The organism is Alicyclobacillus fodiniaquatilis (assembly GCF_042678105.1).
Taxonomy (GTDB): domain Bacteria; phylum Bacillota; class Bacilli; order Alicyclobacillales; family Alicyclobacillaceae; genus Alicyclobacillus; species Alicyclobacillus fodiniaquatilis.
The window spans coordinates 12,950-32,580 of sequence record NZ_JBHUCX010000074.1; the positions used below are offsets into that span (position 1 = coordinate 12,950).

Sequence of the window (19,631 nt, forward strand, 5' to 3'; positions counted from 1 at the left end):
GCCTACTTGAAGATTTCTGCAAGTGGAACGGAAGTCCTGTTCCATCCCAAAAATTCTTCACACACCAAGGGACGGCTGATCGTATCAGATTGCGCTTTGAGCCATTTTTACAGGGAAGTTCTCTTGCTGCCGATGTAAAGGAGATGGGATGACATCCCCAAAACATAAGGATCTCTGGCCGTCTGAATCAACAGCTGTTCCAATTTATCCGCTTCTCCCTTCTCCCACCAGTACTGCCAATGCGCTTCGTTCAAGGCCACACCGATGTTTGTCGACCCAATTAAATCGATGGATGCAAATCCGTTTGCCTCCATAAATGGCTTGATAGCTTCAATCTCAAAAAAATAAGCGCCCGTGAATCGCCCTGAATCACGATGGTTAAAAACCCCGGTCTCCAAAAACCGATTGATCTCATCCAGCGTGTTGTTCGGCTGCCAATGTTCGGGATGTAATAGGGACGTGAGCGTGTGGTTCAACCGTGATCGAAACGCGACGAAAACGTGTCCGCCTGGTTTGGTGACACGATATAGTTCCTGCACCGCCCGTTCGCGTTCGTCCGCTTGCTGTAGGTGATAAAGCGGACCGAGCATGAGCGCTGCGTCAAATGCCTCGTCATCGAACAGCGATAAATCGCAAGCATTCGCCACATGAAAACCGACAAATTGATGGCTCAAGCCAAATTCGTCCGCTTTTTGCCTGGCGATCTCGACCAATTTCGGCGTCAAATCCGCCAGCGTCACGCGCAATCCTTTTTCCGCCAACTTCATCGCGTATTTTCCCGGCCCAGCCCCGTTGTCCAAGATGTGGCCTGTGGTCGGCAGATAGTGATTGATATAGTGCCAATTCACGACAAACTCCAATCGTCCCCATGGATCCCTATCTAATCGGCTCCATTCACGCGTCCCAAAGCCGGTGTAATATTGGACGACATCGTGCATTTGCACACCCCCTGGCATTTTCACGTGTTGCGGATGATTCACGGCCGGACCGGTCACAGTTCGCAGGCCTACTACTCGCGCAAACCAGCCGATGCGATCCGCCACACCTTCCGCCGCTGCGTTTCGCTTCGTCACAGTTGGATCATTGCCGGACACATCCCGCGCATTCCATATATCTACACCGACCGCCTTGCCCGTTCGCAGTCGTTTGGCCATCCCATGCAGGATGAGTCCTCTGCCACAGCCAACGTCGAGCGCAAGTTCATCACCGGTTAGCTGCAAAAGATGAACCAGTCGATCCCGCTCACGCCGATTGCCGACCTTTGACCCCCACACCGCAACGAGGACATACAGGATGTATGCCCTCGTTCAACGCCGCAAAGGCGCGCAGTAAAAGTTGCGCCTTGTGCAACCATGTTCCGGTTTACCAATCAGCGTCTGACTCGTCTCTTATGAACGAGACAGTGACATCGATTTACACAATTGATTCACCACACTAAACAGCGCTTTGACAGAAGACGTCATAATATCGACGTCAATCCCACATCCCCAGTACCCTGTGCCATCGGAAGCGACAATGCCGATATAGGATACCGCCTGTGACGCAGAACCTCTTTCCAGGGCGTGCTCCTTATAGACCAAATCGGTGTAATCCAAACCGAGATTCGTCTGCAGCGCGTTGCTGATGGCGTCCAATCTACCTTGACCGATGCCCGTAAATTCTTTCACCTCACCGTCAATGCGCACAGTGACGACGGTCTGAAAATCATCGTGCTCAGTAAAACGGTACTTGATAAACTCAATCGGTGTTTTCACATTTACATACTCTGTCATGAAAATATCGTATATTTCATTCGGCATGATTTCTCTGTGCGTTCTGTCTGAAACATGTTTTACACTATAACCCAAGCATTCTCGCATTTTAGGTGGAAGATCCAACCCGTAATTTTGTTCGAGCACATAACCGATTCCACCTTTCCCGGACTGGCTGTTGATGCGGATGATATCCCCCTCATACTCTCTGCCGATGTCCTTGGGGTCAATCAAAAGATACGGCACCGTCCAGTACTGCGGGTTTTCATCCTCGCGCCATTTCATGCCTTTGGCAATGGCATCCTGGTGTGATCCAGAAAATGCGGTAAACACCAGCTCACCGCCATATGGATGCCGCTGCGTCACCGGCATTTTGGTCAGCCGCTCATACACCGAAATGATCTCCGGGATATTTTCAAAATTGAGCTGCGGATCTACACCGTGTGAGAACAGGTTCAAAGCAAGCGTGACAATGTCCACATTGCCGGTTCTTTCCCCGTTGCCGAACAAGGTTCCCTCGATCCGCTGCCCGCCAGCCAGCATCGCCAACTCTGCATCTGCCACACCGGTTCCTCGGTCATTGTGCGGGTGTATGGACAACACAACATGCGCTCGATGATTCAAATGTTCACTCATGTATTCGATTTGGCTTGCGTAGATGTGCGGCATCGAGAGCGACACGGTGGCCGGCAGATTGATGATCACCTTGTTATCTGCCGTAGGCTGCCACACATCCAGCACTCGATTGCAGATTTCGAGCGAAAACTCCACTTCTGTCCCCGTAAAACTCTCTGGCGAATACTGAAACAGGAAGTTCCCCTCGGTTTGCGCCGTGCATTCCTGCAAGAGTTTTGCGCCACTGACGGCGATATCGATGATTTCCGCTTTTGATTTTTTGAACACCTGTTCCCGCTGCGCGACAGAGGTTGAATTGTACAGATGCACGACCGCTTTCTTCGCACCGCGCAACGATTCAAACGTCTTGCGGATAATGTGTTCTCGCGACTGGGTCAACACTTGAATCGTCACATCGTCGGGAATCAGATGCTCTTCAATCAATGTGCGCAGAAAAGTAAATTCTGTCTCCGACGCAGCCGGGAAACCGACTTCTATCTCTTTAAAGCCAACGTCCACAAGCAACTGAAAGTATTCCAGCTTCTCTTCCAAATTCATCGGAACGACCAGCGCCTGATTTCCATCGCGCAGATCTACACTGCACCATGTGGGCGCTTCGGTGATGTACTCCTTCTGTGTCCACTTCAAGCTCGTCTCCGGTGGCATAAAATAGCCTCTTGAATACTTTTGGTAATTTTTCATGCTGGCTCCCATTCCTTCATTCATCAAGGTCATCTGTTCTTCCCTCCACAATGATATGTCTATCTTGAAAATCATACGGCACCTTAGTGCTGCGCCATGCGCGAACCATCACGCGTGGCGGTCTATCAATAAAAAAACAGGCCAATCATCCGCAAGGGACGATCGACCTGTTGTCGAACGCGGTACCACCCTCGTTGATTTGGCTTGCCAAATCCAACTCAGTGCAACATATACATGTTGCGACCCGATAACGCTGGTCAGGCGTCCGGACTTAGTACGTCTTGCAGACGGTTCTGTCCAACCACTCTGGGGTGAGTTGCGAAAAAAAACTTCACTGCGTCGCACCTTCCCGCAGTTCTCTGGGCAAGCCTTGTTTTCGTGCGTCCCCATCTTCGCGTTTCGCTGCAAAAACTGGATATAAATAAAAACAGACCACCGCCTCATAAAGAGACGACTGGCCATGTACCAACCGCGTTACCACTCTCGTTGACCCGACGTTCGAGCCCACCTCTGCCGCAGAACGAAATCTGCGAAACCGCATAACGAGGGTCAATCGTCTAGGTGTACTCACGTTCCGCCTAGCCGCTCCCGGGCGAGATTCAGGAATTCACTTACTGCGTCGCACCTTCCCGCAGTTCTCTGAAAAGCATCTTTCCCTGATACTCCCGATCAAAGCGTTTTGACAAAATCAACTGAAATCTTAATACTGTCAACATACCACGGTTCTCCACCGCGGTCAAGATTGGAAAGACAGCATGGCGGACGCCGCTGCAAACGATGAAAATACGCCGCTGCCCACTCCTGCGCAAAGCGCAGCGCCGACAGACGCCTCTTCCTCGTTGGCGGACAACCGCATCCCTTTGCCAAACTGCCGTTCGATCATCGCCGCCAAATGCGCATTCTTGCGAATCCCATTCCCGGAACCCACCAATTGCCTTATCCGCTGTCGCAACGCCTGGGGCAGGTGTTGGTGATAGGCGGCTAAATCATGCACAATGCCTTCAAGAACACCAACCATCAGATGCGCCGGCGTGAAGTTGTCCGTCGAGATGTTCTGGATACTGCCACGCGCCTGGGGATTTTCACGAGTCCCATAAAACCAAGGCGTGACTTCCAACGATTCCACCGCAGTGGGCGTCCTATCAAGAACATCGCTCATTTTGCTATAGAGCGATGCTGGGGCGTCATCGCCAAACAAAGTGACGACCTCGCGGAAAAACTGCTCCAAGCGCGCATATGCCTTGCCGCCGCTCAGCGTCGCGCCGACCAACAAAAACTGATTGCCGGGAAACGGGCGAGTTTCAAAATGGGGAGCCTGGATGAAATCGTCAGACAAAAGCGACACTTGCGCGCCTGTGCCAACGTTGATGAGCAGCGTGTCATCTGCAGACGGGACAGCGCCAAGAAAACTGGCCTGATTGTCGCCAAGTGCGCTGAAAACGGGAATGTGTTGCACCGTTTCGCCAACACGGTGTCCGCATGGGACCACTTCCGGCAGAATGTCCGCCTGAATGCCCACTGCCGCCAAGCGCAAAACGTCGAAGCGTCCCTTTTGCAGCTCAAACGCGCCGAGACTGGCCGCATTGGTCACATCGGTGACTGGCCGTGTTTGCTGCGCCAGCTTCATCGCGACGTAGTCGCCAATCGTGCACAAAGACGCCGCGTTGGATGGCGCCATGTGATTGACGACATTGTAAAAGTGCGTGACCAGACCGTAGCCTGTCGCGATGGGATACCCAGTCAATTCGGTGAACACATCGCAATAAGTGCGTCCGTCGCCATACGGCAGATCTCCACGGCCGTCTTGCCAGGTGTATAACGGGCTGACTGGCGCCCCCAATGCGTTCACATACAAAATGCCGTGCATCTGTGTGGAGATGCCGATGGCAGCGATGTCCGTATCACGCTTGACCAAATCGTGCAGGATCTCCTCTACCACGTCGAGGATTGCGGTCGCATCCTGACATCTAGCAAAGTGTTCTTCCGTGAAGATGGTTGAATCATTTGGCTTTGTCATTTTATCCAGCACGTGTCCAGTTTCTGCATCCAGCATCACACCACAAATGGAGGTGGTCCCAATATCCAGGCCAATCAGTTTCACCGACATTCAACTCCAACTCAAATTCAGGCCACACGCCTACATTCGCGTGTGGCCAAGTGCCTGTATCCACATTCACGCGCAAGTACGAGGAACGCATACGTCAACCGGATATCAGGTTTGCCCTTTTTCCTGATACCACGGCTTCGGCGCAATTTCATCGACCTCTGTCAACCATGCCTGCCAACGCGCGGCATCTGGTGGGTAAGATTTGCCCGTGATGTCCTTCAGTTCATGATAAGCGTAGCGCACCAAGCTGCGGCGTGTATCCCGCAAATAGTTGACGAGGATTTGCAACCCGCGCTTTGCGCCACAGCGCGCCAAAGCCCGCCCAATGGTCACTTCGACATAGGCGATGCGCTCTTCAAAGTAATCGGCCTGCAAAGGGCCATACAGCATCTTGTCATGGAAGAGCGCCTCATCATGCAGCTGTTCCAAGGCTGGCACACATTGCGGCGAGGCAATGGCTTCGGCAATTTCGCAGACCGCGTCCACATAGTGAAACACGCCGCTCTTGTTGTCGCGAAACCGCTCCGCTGTCGGATGCAGACATTCCACCACCGGCAGCAAAATGTCAAGCGCCCGTTCATCGCGCGTCATCGCCAGCGCATGCAAGAGGTAAGCAAGCTCTGGCATTGCGCCTTGATCCGGCGAGGCCTGCGTATGGCGAATATTGGCGTCGCGCATCGGCAGTTCGTCACCTTGCAGATGCCGCGCGATCTCCGCCAACAAGACGGGCGTCGCCGCCTTTGATCCATACCAAGCGAGCGCTTTGGCAACGGTGATCCGCCTTGGTGAATGTGACTGCCGCAGTTCCTCCTCCAAAATCGGCACGATGGCAGGCCCTGCTGTACAAACTTCCACCAATGGAATCGGATCGCGCCGCACCTCGTCAAACTCCATATCGGAGTATGCATAGAGATGGACGGCATCATTCAACTGGCTGACCCAATGGCGCATGTCCGCCTCGGTCAGTTCGGGTGCAGAATCAGGGACGGATCGCCCGCACACACTTTCCGCCAGCATGCCGGACTGAGTGAGACGCTGCTGCAAAGTGTCGACTGGGAGCGTCTGCGGTGTGACACCTTCCGCAACACACAGTCTTGCGGCGATGCCCGCCACGCAACCCAGATTTTCGAGATCTGCCTGCATGCGAATGGCAGGCAAACCGTCGTGCGTTGCCGAAAACGCCTTACCAACGACATACACGCCGTCGATACCGGCAGGGACGATGGCCCGATAAGGAATCTCAATTTCCAGGTTCGGCGGAATCAGACCGAGCCGAATCCAGTCGGAACCGCTCTGTCCCTTGATGTCGTGGTTGCTGAACGCCACATAGACGACATCAGACCACTGGCGCATCCGCAGTTGATCCGTCAGCGTCAAACAAACCTCGCCCTGGATATGCCGCGTTTCGCGCGGGGCGATGTATGGGCTGTGATCATGCCCGACCCAGCGGCGGCGCGCTGATAAAACGGCGCGTGTGATATCCTCGACATCGTCCATATCGATGCTGCTGGTCCAGTTGTTCCGAGGGAGACCTGGTCTGGTCACTGGCGCCATCGAATACCACATCGTCGCCGCATCGCGCTTGGCCCCGTACACGTAATCGGCGCCCGCAAGCACCGCCACATCGCCGTCTCCCGTGGCGTCAATGGTCACTTTCGTGTCAATGTGCAAGAGCCCATCCGGCGTCAGCACGACAACCCCCGTGACCGCGCCAGCTTCATTCACGCAGACATTGACCAGCATCGAGCGAAAGATGATATCGACATTGGCCCGGCAAGCCGCCTTGAGCAAGGCAAACATCTTTGCTTCGACATTCCAGCGGCCAGCCGAATCGCGAATGCCCATCCAAGCATGCTCATCTGCAACCAAACGGCTCACTTCGCCGCTGAACTTATCCCGCTGGCCATACCAGTAACTGTTGACACCACCAATGGTGCCCGTGCCCCCCAGCCCCGAATTCATCTCCACAAGCAACGTGTCGCTGGTCTCCGCAGCAGTGATGGCGGCAGACGCGCCACTCGTGCCGCCGCCGATGACCAGGGTCTCTACCGCCCGATGAAATATCGGTGGTTCGTAAGTGGCGACTGGGCGCGTGATCTGAAGCTCGCCGCAGCTTTGCGCGCACCGCTGTCCGATGGCGGTGCCCAACTGCAGCAGCGTGATCAAATCCGTTGCAATCGCTTGCGCCGTGTCGTCGGCCAGATCTGCACAGCCACTCGCCACCCACAAACCTTCCTGCGCGTAAAAAGCTGCCAAGGGCACTTCGCCAACAGGTGTCAAGCACTTTTCCGCCAAGTTCGCATTGTTCGATCCCGTTAAACGCCACAACGGCGGGAGCGTCAGCTCATACGATGAAGTCGCCAACGTTGCCTTGGCAAAGGCAGGATGATGCTCGAACAGCCATCTGGCCAACGTCATGCTGAAAAACGGCGCGCGCACATCCAAATCCCCTACGCGTTCCGAGAGCAGATCCGCCACCGCAGGCAGTGCGTGTTCAATCAATAAATGGCCGCTGCCTTCGTGGCCCTGGTGAACGATAAAATCGCTGGTGATATCCTCTGGGATGCGCATTGGCAACTCTTGTAGACGTTGTGCGTCAACTCGTGTGAATTCAATCGTTCGATAAGGCGTTGCTTCGGCTAGACTGCGCCGCGCGCTGGTTGGCAAACAGCGAACCAAGCGACCATCCTGTGTGGCGTCAATCAGCGCCTTTGCACAGATGTATCTGCGACCGAATTTCCCGGCAATCTCCACACGACAGCCTGCTTCTTCCTGTTCCCAGCCGATGACGTGCGCATAGTAAAGCAGCTTGACCCCGTGGGCAAGCAAAACATCTTCTAACAACAGCTTACATGCATCTGGAATGACGGCCTGTTCCCCAGACGTCGAGTCGCTTGTATAGGTTTTGTCGGTCCAATTGAACAACTCGTTCAATTTTTCGTGCTCCGCCGCGGTCAACCAGGGCCGCAAGGTCGCAAACAACTCCCAGCCCAAATACGCGCGCGATTCGACGAGGCAGACCTGTCTGCCAGCCTTGGCGGCGGCGATTGCAGCTGCCACACCCGCAAAACCGCCACCAACGACCAAAACTTCTGTGGTCAACAAGTGCTGCGCGACGTTCGATGGCTTTTGCAAAAAAGAATCCTCCTCTAGCGCGGAAAGTAATCTGATACCTTGTCGCGCGCTCTAGGGGGGACCTCTTTTAAAAGCCCCCCTGGAGAAGCGCGCGACAATGCTGTTTTAAAGTAGCCTTAGAAGTTTGAGGATGTCAGCAGCGCCGTGACATCAAACCCAGTCGACCAAGGTTGCGGCCGCTCACAGCGGGTTTGCATCTCATAATGACGCCCTTCTTCAGATGAAACATGAATCCCTTGCATCAACTCGACGATATGGAGCATCAAGTCGCCGTTGGCGCGATGTTGGCGCCCCGATGCGACCGCATCGACCATGTCAGCCACTGCCAAGCCGCGGCTGTTTTCCTTGAAGCCAAACAACAACGGAATCTCTTCCCACTCTTTTGCATCTTTGCGGCGCACGCGCACAGAACCAGAGAAATTGTTCGGATCCGGCACAGACAATGTGCCTTCTGACCCATAGATCTCAATGCGTGGCAAGTCCGCATGCCAGACGTCGAAGCTCGTGATGATGTTGCCGATGGCGCCAGCTTCGAATTCAAGCAATCCGGTTACGTGTGTCGGCACGTTCACAGGGATTTTTTCGCCAAAGCGATGTTCTGTCGTGATCGTACGCGTTTCTTGGGTCACTTGCGTCAAGCCCGTCAAACGGCGAACAGGCCCCAGCAAGTTCACCAATGCGGTCAGGTAGTAAGGTCCCATATCAAACATCGGGCCGCCGCCTGGTTGGTAGAAGAAGTCCGGATTTGGGTGCCAACTCTCGACCCCATGCCCGGTCATGAAGGCGGTTGCGCCGATAGGCTTGCCAATCCAGCCATCATCGATGAGCTTGCGGCAAGTCTGCAACGCAGAACCCAAAAATGTGTCAGGTGCCGAGCCGACACGTAAGTTCTTCTCTTTTGCGAATGCCAGCAGTTCCCGGCCCTCTTCGAGGTTCAGCGCCAACGGTTTTTCCGAATGGACATGTTTGCCCGCAGCCAGCGCTTGGCGCGACACCGTCGCATGCGCGCTGGGGATGGTCAAGTTGATGACAAATTGAATCTCTGGATCCGCCAGCAGTTCTTCCACGGAACAGCCTTTTGGCACATTGAACTGTGCTGCCCGACTTTTTGCCCGGTCGACGTCTATATCCGCGCAAGCAACCACTTCGAGCCCAAATGCCTGACAATTCTTAAAGTAAATCTCACTGATGTTGCCGCAACCAATGATGCCAACTTTCGCTCGACTCATTTCGTCATCACCCTTCTTATTGACTACCGTCCGCTTCCAAGGTATATAGGGCTACGGACAAGCTGGCGAAATCTCCTACGTTTTCCCCCAACCCAGCGGGAACGACCTGACAAACAGATGATGACATCGCCAAGGATTCCTCCTCTAACTGACGAAGGACCACAGGTTCCAGCAATGCTTGCTGACGAGCATAAATGCTGCCGATGACAATCTTTTCAGGATTCAGAACATCGACTAAGACGGCCAGTCCACGCCCAAGTTGATAGCCCACCGTCTGCCAAATTTCCAGGGCGAGCGCATCCCCTTCACCTGCGGCAATGCCGACTTTTTCCGTGGTGATGGCAGGCAAATCGTCATACGTTTTGCAAAACGATGGCGCGCGACCTTCATCCAACCAAATCTTTGCGCAAGATCTGGCCAGTTTTTCGATCCCGCCGCCACTGCAAAATCCTTCAAAGGACCCGGCCTTGCCGTAGCCGACCGGCCCGTCCGGTTCCAGTCGGATATGCCCGACTTCACCGGCCATGTCGTTGGCCCCCGTGTAAAGCCGACCGCCTAAAATCAGACCTGCGCCCATTCCAGTGCCAAAAGTCAAGAACACCATGTTGCGCGTGCCCGCCCCGGCGCCCCACTTCCACTCGGCCAGCGCACACGCATTCGCATCGTTCTGCAGGCCGACAGGAACATGAAACTGCGCTTGAAACGGGGACAGGACGTCGATGTCGTCCCATCCCGGCAAATTCGGCGGCGAGAGCACTCGTCCCGTTTCACTGTTGAGCGGTCCGCCACAGCTGATGCCAATGGCATCCACCTTGATTTGAGCGCGCTGTGCAAGAGATGCAAGCGCCTCGGTCAACGCCGCCAAAGCGGCTTCTGGTGTGGAGGGGGTAGGAAACTTCACCTTATCAAGTAACTCTACCCCGTCTCCTGTCACTTTGCCAAGCACGACTGCGCACTTTGTCCCGCCAATATCAATTCCCCCGAGAATCGTCATGGCTGAAACAGCGCCTCCTCCAGCGCCAGACAGAGCGCATGGTATATCGGCAGGTGCCGTTCTTGGACGTCTGGCGTCTGCACGTAGGGCACACAGATGCAGATGTCGCACAACGATTTCATCTCGCCGCCCGATTGTCCGGTCAATCCGATGGTCGTCAAGCCTTGCACGCGAGCGACCCGCAGCGCCTGCAACACATTTTTGGAATTGCCCGAAGTGCTCAGGCCAAGCAGCACGTCGCCTTGTTTGCCATAGCCGTACACCTGCTGCGCGTAGACCATCGCTGCATCCGTATCATTTGCAACCGCGCTGATTAAAGCCGCGTGACTGGTCAGCGAAATGGCCGGCAGGCCACCTTGCAGGAGGTCTGCCAACGCACCGCCTTCCTCGCCCAACTCGTCGACAAAGCGTTGACGTTCTGCAGCGGGCAACGTCCGCTTGGACATGAAACCCTTCATCAATTCCCCGACGATATGTTCACTATCCGAGGCGCTTCCCCCATTGCCGCAAACCAACAGTTTGCCACCAGCGGTGTAGCTCTCTTTCATGGCGAGAAACGCCCGCTTTACATCCTGCTGACAACCGGATAAATCCGGATACTTTTCTACCAACTGATCAATGACGCGCGACACCTTATCCGCCTCCTGTGACGAGCTTAGCTCCACTCCAGTAGATTCGTCTCCCGTATGGGTTGTTCAACATCTTTCGGAATACAAAACGTCTTGATTTCGCACGGTCCAAACTGGACTGTAAATGTCCGCGCCCATTTCGGCAGAGAAATGTGGGCTGTCCCTGGTTGACCGCTGGTCTCGTAGCAGCGAATCACCATTTCATTGTCGTCTTCCGCCTGCTTCACGACGCTGACGTCCACATGATCCGAATCCACCGTCAAAAACGAATCAGCTTGCGGCAAGTCGCCCTGATGGTAGGTTTCCACCACAACAATCGGCGGTTGGTTCAATTCAGCCGCCCGACGCACTGTCTGTGCATCGACCCAACTCCCCTTATGCGGCAATAGCGCATAGGAAAACCGCTGGATTCCTTGATCGATGAACGAATACTCGCCGTCTTCATCCGGCACGAGCGGATCGTGATGCGCGTAGATGGGGCTGCGCAACACAGTCAAGCTCATCTCTTTGTCCAAGATATCGAAGCTGTATTTTCCGTCGTTGAGCACGCTCAACCCGTATGACTCGCCCGTATCGCGCGAAAGTCCGGTGACATCAATCCAGTTTTGACCTGGCTCTTCCTCGCCATTGACAGGACGTTCGATGTGCCCATACGGAATTTCATATGTCGCATTGCTGTGACTGACATTGATAGGGAAGCGCAGTTTGAGCACTTTAAAGCGCTCGTGCCAATCCACCGTCACGCGCACGTCAACTTGCTTGGCGTCGCGATACATGATGAAATCCTGCACCAAAGTGGACGTCCCATAACTGCTCGTCACGCGCACAACCGATTTGACATCGCCGTGTTCGAGCAAGCGCACGCGCTTGGCGACAAAGCGGCCAATTTCATTTTGATAGTCCAGCACGCCATGACTCCAGGTATCGCTTTTGTCTTCGATCACGACGGGACGCGCGCCCGCTTGATGGAATACTTCGACGCCCGCTTCCTTGTCGAACAACCGCTTGATAAAGCCGGTCTCTGCATCAAATTCCACCAACAAGAGCTCGTTCTCCAACAGCGTATCGGTCGCCCGCCAAGTTGCTTCCGTCGTTTTTGCTTTCGTTGCGCGTTCTTCCCCAGCGCGCAAGCGATAGACGCGGTACCCCAAAGACGGCAATTCCGCCATGAAGCTCAGGCGATGGCGGCCATTCGAAGTCGCGAGCGACTGCACGAGTTGATGCGGGACGACACGGTCGTTATCATCAACCAATACCGCATTTTCCGGAATCCCGCCGCATTCCAGTTCGACATTGATGTAGCTGGTAAAGGCGTGGGGGTTGAAGACCACGATGGGCTTCATTCCTTGCTCCTCTGGGATGTTGATGCGCCAGGAAAAGGACTGCACAGCCAGATTCAACCCACGGCTGGCGATGGACATCGCTTCACCATACAAGTCACGCGCATCATCATAAGCAGCTTCCAGACTGGTGCCAGCCATGATGTCGTGGAACTGGTTGAACAAGACGCCTTTCCAAGCGTGCTGATAGTCCTTCGGATACGGCTGCCCCGTTGTCCAATCCGCGAGCAGCGACCATTTTTCTGCCGCCAACAGCAGATTTTCAGCCTTGCGATTCCAGCGCTTCACACCCGAATGCGCCGCATAACAGCCGCTTGCATGGTGTTGTAGATCATCGTGCACAACAGGCAGCGCGTCTTCCACCTCGCGCAGTGCCGCAAAGTAACGATTCGGCGTGCTCAATGGCAGTTGTAAATCCGGATTCTCCGCCTGCATCCGCGCAATGCTCGCAAGATTCTCCTTCGTCGGCCCACCGCCGTGATTGCCCACTCCATAGAAGCACATCAGTTGGTTGACAGGGCCGCGCAGTTGCTCGGCGCAGCGGCGCACATGTTGATCTAGTTCTTTGCCCCAAGTGCAGTATTCGAACAGAATCCGCGCCGTCAAGACACGGGAGCCGTCATCTGATTCCCACCAAAACACGTGGCCTGGCAATCCTTTTTCGTGTGTGCCAGGACGCATGAAGATATAGTTGTTCATGCCGCTCTTCTTTAAGATTTGCGGCAGCATGCCATTGTGTCCAAAGCTGTCGACATTGTAGCCAACCTTGGCCGTGACGCCGAACTTCTCCTTGAAGTAGCGTTGGCCATAGAGCCCCTGGCGCACAAATGACTCGCCAGCGGGAATGTTACAGTCCGGCTGAATCCACCAACCGCCAACCACTTCCCAGCGCCCTTCGGCAATTCGGTCAGCAATTTCTTGAAACATCGCGGGATCATTTTCTTCGACCCATGCGTAAAACGCGGCTGAACTGGATGAAAAGACGAACTCATCCGTTTCCTTCATCCGATCCAGCGCGGAACGAAATGTCGCCTTCACTTCTTGGAATCCCTCTTGCCACTGCCACAACCAAACCGGATCAATATGCGCGTTGCCAATCATATGCAATGTATCTTGTCCCACAATTATCCCCCTCGCCTTTCTGCTGCCATGTGTCCGTCGACTTTACGCCTCAACAACCGCCTCTTGTTCAGCGACCACGGCTTCCGTGTGATCGATCAGCGGTTGCAGCGCATTTGTGCAAATTTGCTTTGCGTGCTTGCGAATCTCCGCCGTGGCTTCGCGCAACCGAAACAGCGGCCGCCGATAGCTCGCCCCAGATTTCGCCAAACGCAACACATCTATCGCCCGCTGACCGGCAATCTGCCAAAACTCCATCAGCTCGATCCACGGCACAAGCTCCTTGCGCAACACTTCATTTTTCATGTGATTCTTCAATTGATAGCATGCCTCATCCATCTGACTGAGGTAACTTTCCAGATGCGCAAACGCCGCTTCGACTTCATCCGGCGACCCAGTGCCGAGCGCCTCCATCACCTGCTGCGTCCGATCCGCCAAGTCCACCGCTTCTGTCTCCATCAGGCAAGAAACCAGCGCGTTCTCGCCAAACAGGCGAAGGAAATCCAGCACGTTGCTGCCACCCACGCTGGCCAATGCGCGCGACCAGGCTTCCCACGGCGCGTATGCTGCTGGATCTTGCAAATACTCTGCGACCGTCAGCATGACGACCTTTGATGCCTCCGCTTCGTTCATCAAGTTGCAGGCATAGCCAGCAGCGGCTTTGTGCAGGCGCGCATCTCTGCCCAACAATGGCCCGATGTGCATTTGTGATCTCATCGCCAAATCATTCACGGGATAGTTGTCCCAGATGATGGGCTTGCGCTTGGCAGCATCGGTAAAACCTTTTGCATCTGAGAAAGAGATTTCCTTTGCACAAATCTCTGGTCCTGTGTAAAGCAACTGAATACCCGCGTCCAATCCGTCGCCCAATTCCCGCACATAGTCACTGAACGGCGCGACGCCGTGATAGTCAGTTGGGCACATGACCAACTGACAGCGTTCATCCAGTTCCTTCAGCCAGACAAACAGGCGATTGCACAGGTGCACGTGTGCGGCGGCATAGCTGGAAAAATGCCCCGCATCCGCCGCGTGTGACAACTCGTGGCGGATATCATCGAGAAAGACGCCGAAGGCGCGAACACCGAGATCGTAAAACAATTTCAGCTTGTTGGTGATTTTTACAAAATCCGCGTCAGCGCTGTATGTCACTGACACGGGACTGATGACATACCAAAACGTCACACCTGCTTGCTCGGCCAGTTGCACGGTCTTGGCAAACTCGTCCATCACGGACGCTGGGTAAGGCTCATTCCATCTGTCGCGATGGTACCTATCTTGCTTGGGTCCGTAGAAATAGCTATTGAAACCGGCTTTCGCCGCATACGAAATCAGATCATTGCGCTCCGAAAACGTGTAGTAGGTGCCGTAAAATCCTTCAATGACGCCACGGATGCCAAATGTTTCACTCATCTGCCAAACGCCTCCTGGCCCATTGCCATGATGACCTCTTGTCTCATTCCTTGTGGGCTTGCTTTCGTTCATAACGCTGCCAGACGTCGCGAATCAACTGATAATCTGCAGCTTCGAGCGGTTCCTGTGTCGCGTCGACATGTGTCGCAAGGTAGAGCGATGGTACACCTAAATCGGCCTGTATCTCCACATAAGCACGCCATGCTTCTTTGTTCGGCATCGGCCAATTGTCTGTGTCAATGACCGCGTTCGGGCAGGCAATCCGTGCGATCCGCGCGCGGTGAATCATGGCCGGATTGATATCCGAACCGGTGTTCACGTCATTCAAGCGGATCATGTCAATTTCCGTCGCTAAGTACGGATGCGGTGTATGCGCCATGACCAGCGCGTCTGGTTTGACCTTTTTGGCCTCATCGTAAATGATGTGCAAATAGGCTTTCATCAGTTCAAGTCCCCATACATCCCCGTAGTGGGAAAAACCAGGGCCGCTTGGAATCCGCGCTGTAAAATCGATTTTGAAGCCGTCCGCGTCGTAGCCGTCGCTCGACAACATCTGACGGATGGCCGCACGGAAACGCGCCTCATACTTTGGATTGGTTGGATCCACTGCAATCTTGCGCCCAGCATGGTTGATGATACACTCGTCCGCAGGTACACCTTCCGGGTCCCACGCCTTCAACCAAAGCAACATCTTCTGGCCGCGATCGTGAAGAAAATCAGCGAAGCCGCGCACGTTGGGCCATTTTTTCTCATCCACAGCATTCGTGCCATATTCCGCTTGCCACTTGTCATCGAGCACGACGATGCCCGGTCGAATGTTTTCTTTATCCAACGCTTCCATAAACGAATCATAAAGCTTCTGCAAGGCAAAATCCGGGGCATGTCCATTCACACGAGCAGCTTCGTAACATTGCGCACCCCAACCGCAGAATATCGGTTGCTTCCACCAAGCTGGGACGGTTTCTGGCATCGCGATTGGCGCAAGCTGTTTCTCGCCCAGCGTTTTGACGTGCGCATCAATCGCTTGATACTCGTCAGGCGCAAATTCAAAGCCGATGGCTGGCAGTTCGTACACGCCATCGACCGCTGTGTACCCTTCGTAAGACAAATTAAGATAAAAGCCAAACTGCTGCCCCTGGTAGCGATATTCCGTATAGTGGTTTGCGCCGGGTTTTGCCTCCACGCCCATGCCAAACCAGCCGTTGTGCGCCTCAAAGGCGAAACAAAACGGAGGTGGGGTGAAAAACCAGTCGCCGCGCCCAGGCAGTGGAACGCCCGTCAAATCGATGACCGATGTCGCTTCCGGTTGGAAGTAAAGCACTTCGTCCACATTGGGCTCTGGATTAAACCCGCGCTTTGCTTTGGTGCCTGACCAGAAAAAGCCGGAGCCCCAACGCAAACTTTCTGATGCGTAACCGCCAAAATAATTGACATCTGTCAGTTTACCTTGTCCTTCAACTCTCATATCATAAGAAAAACGCGTCGGCGCACAGCGAAAACGGAACGTCTTCTCAGTCCAGACCGAACTTTTCACCGTCAAGGTGAGGATGACTTCATCATTGTCCTCTGTTACGTCCCACTGCCCAATTTCGGTGGTATCGTCCTGTCCCGACAATGTGTGCACACTGGAGAACACGAACAGATCTGCCAAACGTGCGCCTTTCGCATCTTCCAAATAGACAAACGCGCGTTCATCATCTGGGAAAACCAATCGATACGCCTCTGCGTGCACTTCTAACGTCGCGTCTTTTTTTACAGAAACCACAAGCCAGTCCTCCTCAATCCGGTTTAATAGCGGAAATTCATATAAAATGGTTTAAACCAAGGGCTGAAATAATGGCCAAACTGTTTTCTAGCCTCTTCCACTTTCACTTTGCCGTCGTAAATCAGCCCAGGATGGCTGTGTCCCATTGTGTAAACATCAAAATCCAACGTCAGCAGTTTATCGAGCGACTGTTCCCATTTGACGAAGTCAGACTTGACCCGTGGGTGGCCATGCCCGCCGACGGTGTCCCCAGATACGAGAATTTTCAACCCTTGGATTTCTGTCAGCAAGCAGACAGAGCCCAGTGAATGACCTGGGGTGTGATATACCGTAAAACGATAAGGGCCAATTTGGAGTTCCTGGTTGTCAACGAGATCGTGATCGACCTTGGTTTTGGGAAACTGTTCGTTGTACAAAAAAGCTGACGTCAAATCGAAATCCCCGGTCTCCACCTGCTCCTTGTCTTCGGGGTGCAGCCACAACTCCGCATCGCTTTCCTCGCGCAAGCGCGCCATCCCTGCGAGATGATCCCAATGGCCATGTGTGCCAATCACCCGTTTGATATCCTGCGGCTTGTAGCCGAGCTGCGCCAAGTTCTTTTTTAAATTGTCAAAGCCGAGATAAGACCCGCAGTCAATCAGTGTCGGTTCGTCGCCTGCAATCAAGTAGGCGTTGGCATCCCAAGGATGGGTGAGCTTGTCACCTGCAATCATGTAGAACTGGTCGATCAATTTCACCATGTCCGATTCCCCCTGTGCGCTTCATCTTCCAGAAGCAAATCCACTCGATAGCTCTCCGCGGCTTGGCATGCGTACAAGGTCACGCCAATGCACCAAGCGTGCGACAACGTGACAAGCATCCCCTTTGGCTGAAAGCAGTTTGTGTTGTAATACCGCTCTGTGACCATGCCTTTATAGGCGTTGAAGTCGCCATCCTCGCGCGCGATGAACTGCAAGAAGCAAAACAGCAGATCCCGCGTTCTTTCCAAGTAGTACGTATCCTTCGTGTAATGCCACAGGCGCATCATCTCCGGCAGGCAAAACAAACCGTAATTGTGCAGATGCTGATTCGACGGTGAAGCCTGGTCCGCGCCTCGGGATCGAAAATCATACTGCGCCAGCAAGGAGTGCTTGGGAAACGCCAGGTTGTACGTCCATCGAAATGTCATCATCCAGTTCGCGCTGTGCTTGGCCAGTGTCAGCCACCGTTCGAGCTGATTTTCCTGTTCATAAAGCAGGACATAAGCGACGACTGCGTTGTAGGCATCCTCAGATGTCGGTGTCAGATGCACATCTTCAGGCGCGCCATAGATGAAGGCATCCTGCACGAATTTCTCGTAGTACGCGCCGCCGCGTGTGGCTGCCCTGTCGAACGCCTCTTCCGGGTACACTTTTGCCCCTTCGACCAAAGCCGCAATCCAAAGCACGCCGCCCGCGCCATCCCACTCCACCACGTCGCCTGTTTCGCATTGATAATAGGAGCCAAAATTGCCGTCCGCCCGTTGCACGTCCCGTGCAAACCGCAAATTGGAAAGGACGGCCGTGTCCCATTCGGGATGGGCATGTCCTCTTTCGCGCTCGAATAGAACAGCGCGCGCCATAAATAATGTAGCCTCCGCGATGGTCCGCGCTTGCAGCCAATCGCGATGTGGATTCCAGCCGCAATTCCAACCGTCCTTGACCGTCCATTGCGCCCAGAACGTGCCATTTGGCGCAATGCCCGAAGCAACCTTATTGAGGACGCGAATCGCCGCCTCGATATATTCTGGCCTGTCGTGATCGCGCCCATATGTGAGCAGCGCATAAGCGTATGGCGCGCCGCTCACCCAAGCGACGTGCATGTGCGCGCGGTCACCGAGCCCATTGACATTATTGTTCAGTTCCCGGTCAAACGCCGCTGTCTCGTAGAGAATGTCGTGTTCAGGATGATAATGCCAGCGATATAAACCATGCGCCGTAAGCTCTGCCGCTTCTTTGATGTCCATCCATGGATTCAATGGATGCACTTGTTGATGCAACTCGTACATCGTGCGCACAAACGGATCATATGCGTGAACATCGGCGGATCCCACATATACCCGGAACTGCAACTGAACTTGTTCGCCTGGGCGAATCAATGCTGTCTGAATCTCCGCCGGTTGCGGTATCGGTTCGCCGTCAAACACAATCGGTTCCTCGCGATAGGGAAAGTTGACGCAAAGCGATGTCCCTGCCTGATTGCCTTTAAAACCGACGCCGTTCAGTCCCAAAGCGGACGTTTCATCCACGCATAATGCTGCGCACATCTCCTCATTCCAAGCAAAAACGGCCGGCAACGCGGCGCGGTCTGCCCGGAATGCCCAATGGTCAGAAACCATCTGCGCTGGGTCGCCCCCGTCAAAGTCGTAACGAGGATATTGGCGCGCGTTGTGCGCAAACCGATTTTCTTTATAAAAAGCGCCGGGAATCATCCAGCGCGGGCGTCCAGGGCCAATGAGATCAAAATTGACACGCACACCAAATTCCAGTGGGACTTCGCCTGTGTAAGTGAGGTTCACATCTACATCGAAATAATCGCAATGGCCGCGTTTTTGGGTCCAAACAGCTGATGCCGCAAACCCATCCGCTGCGCCGTGCAAAAGAAGGTCGTCATTTTGGAAATTTACCTCGGAAACCGGGATATGTACCGTTGTATGATTTGTTAAAATAAATAACTCCAACAAAGAGGACAATCGCAAAAAAACATCTTTGCGCTCATTTTCCGGCGCAAAAATTTGAATTTCGTACGCATTCTTTGTGGATTGAAGCGGTCTACATGCTAAGTTGTTCATGGTGTCCACCTCACAGCTTCAATCTA

12 protein-coding genes and 1 other annotated feature are annotated in these 19,631 nt (G+C 54.1%); all 12 genes read right to left on the reverse strand.

Going from position 1 to position 19,631, the window contains the following annotated elements:
* Positions 1 to 107: 107 nt before the first annotated feature.
* The gene (locus ACFSB2_RS18330; RefSeq protein WP_377944538.1) at positions 108 to 1,274 is read right to left on the reverse strand and encodes a methyltransferase domain-containing protein; all 1,167 of its coding nucleotides are present in this window, start codon (positions 1,272 to 1,274) and stop codon (positions 108 to 110) included.
* Between the two features lie 114 nt (positions 1,275 to 1,388).
* Positions 1,389 to 3,068: a 2-isopropylmalate synthase gene (locus ACFSB2_RS18335; RefSeq protein ID WP_377944635.1), complete on the reverse strand. Its 1,680-nt coding sequence runs from the start codon at positions 3,066 to 3,068 to the stop codon at positions 1,389 to 1,391.
* 443 nt (positions 3,069 to 3,511) lie between these two features.
* Positions 3,512 to 3,750 (reverse strand) — a binding site (T-box leader).
* Positions 3,751 to 3,804: 54 nt separating this feature from the next.
* Positions 3,805 to 5,169: a sedoheptulokinase gene (locus tag ACFSB2_RS18340; RefSeq protein ID WP_377944539.1), complete on the reverse strand. Its 1,365-nt coding sequence runs from the start codon at positions 5,167 to 5,169 to the stop codon at positions 3,805 to 3,807.
* Positions 5,170 to 5,280: 111 nt separating this feature from the next.
* Positions 5,281 to 8,310, reverse strand: coding sequence for an FAD-dependent oxidoreductase (locus tag ACFSB2_RS18345; RefSeq protein WP_377944540.1), 3,030 nt, complete (start codon positions 8,308 to 8,310; stop codon positions 5,281 to 5,283).
* Positions 8,311 to 8,426: 116 nt separating this feature from the next.
* Entirely contained in the window at positions 8,427 to 9,539 is a 1,113-nt protein-coding gene (locus tag ACFSB2_RS18350) for a Gfo/Idh/MocA family protein (protein WP_377944541.1), read from the reverse strand.
* Between the two features lie 16 nt (positions 9,540 to 9,555).
* The gene (locus tag ACFSB2_RS18355; RefSeq protein WP_377944542.1) at positions 9,556 to 10,533 is read right to left on the reverse strand and encodes an ROK family protein; all 978 of its coding nucleotides are present in this window, start codon (positions 10,531 to 10,533) and stop codon (positions 9,556 to 9,558) included.
* The gene (locus ACFSB2_RS18360) at positions 10,530 to 11,165 is read right to left on the reverse strand and encodes a D-sedoheptulose-7-phosphate isomerase (RefSeq protein WP_377944543.1); all 636 of its coding nucleotides are present in this window, start codon (positions 11,163 to 11,165) and stop codon (positions 10,530 to 10,532) included. The genes ACFSB2_RS18355 and ACFSB2_RS18360 overlap by 4 nt, the downstream gene beginning before the upstream one ends.
* Positions 11,166 to 11,188: 23 nt before the next feature.
* Positions 11,189 to 13,624, reverse strand: coding sequence for an alpha-mannosidase (locus tag ACFSB2_RS18365; RefSeq protein WP_377944544.1), 2,436 nt, complete (start codon positions 13,622 to 13,624; stop codon positions 11,189 to 11,191).
* Between the two features lie 42 nt (positions 13,625 to 13,666).
* Positions 13,667 to 15,031: a protein O-GlcNAcase gene (locus ACFSB2_RS18370; protein ID WP_377944545.1), complete on the reverse strand. Its 1,365-nt coding sequence runs from the start codon at positions 15,029 to 15,031 to the stop codon at positions 13,667 to 13,669.
* A 43-nt stretch (positions 15,032 to 15,074) separates the two neighbouring features.
* The gene (locus tag ACFSB2_RS18375; RefSeq protein ID WP_377944546.1) at positions 15,075 to 16,796 is read right to left on the reverse strand and encodes a TIM-barrel domain-containing protein; all 1,722 of its coding nucleotides are present in this window, start codon (positions 16,794 to 16,796) and stop codon (positions 15,075 to 15,077) included.
* Positions 16,797 to 16,819: 23 nt separating this feature from the next.
* Entirely contained in the window at positions 16,820 to 17,536 is a 717-nt protein-coding gene (locus ACFSB2_RS18380) for an MBL fold metallo-hydrolase (protein WP_377944547.1), read from the reverse strand.
* Positions 17,530 to 19,605 (reverse strand): hypothetical protein, encoded by a 2,076-nt coding sequence (locus ACFSB2_RS18385; RefSeq protein ID WP_377944548.1) that lies wholly within the window; start codon positions 19,603 to 19,605, stop codon positions 17,530 to 17,532. Before ACFSB2_RS18385 ends, ACFSB2_RS18380 begins: the two co-directional genes overlap by 7 nt.
* Between the last annotated feature and the right edge of the window lie 26 nt (positions 19,606 to 19,631).

What these genes read in the sequence shown, in the direction of transcription:
- ACFSB2_RS18335 (WP_377944635.1), bottom strand. Translation starts at nt 3,068, where the DNA reads ATGAAAAATTACCAAAAGTATTCAAGAGGCTATTTTATGCCACCGGAG.
- ACFSB2_RS18350 (WP_377944541.1), bottom strand. Translation starts at nt 9,539, where the DNA reads ATGAGTCGAGCGAAAGTTGGCATCATTGGTTGCGGCAACATCAGTGAG.
- ACFSB2_RS18355 (WP_377944542.1), bottom strand. Translation starts at nt 10,533, where the DNA reads ATGACGATTCTCGGGGGAATTGATATTGGCGGGACAAAGTGCGCAGTC.
- ACFSB2_RS18370 (WP_377944545.1), bottom strand. Translation starts at nt 15,031, where the DNA reads ATGAGTGAAACATTTGGCATCCGTGGCGTCATTGAAGGATTTTACGGC.
- ACFSB2_RS18380 (WP_377944547.1), bottom strand. Translation starts at nt 17,536, where the DNA reads ATGGTGAAATTGATCGACCAGTTCTACATGATTGCAGGTGACAAGCTC.
- ACFSB2_RS18385 (WP_377944548.1), bottom strand. Translation starts at nt 19,605, where the DNA reads ATGAACAACTTAGCATGTAGACCGCTTCAATCCACAAAGAATGCGTAC.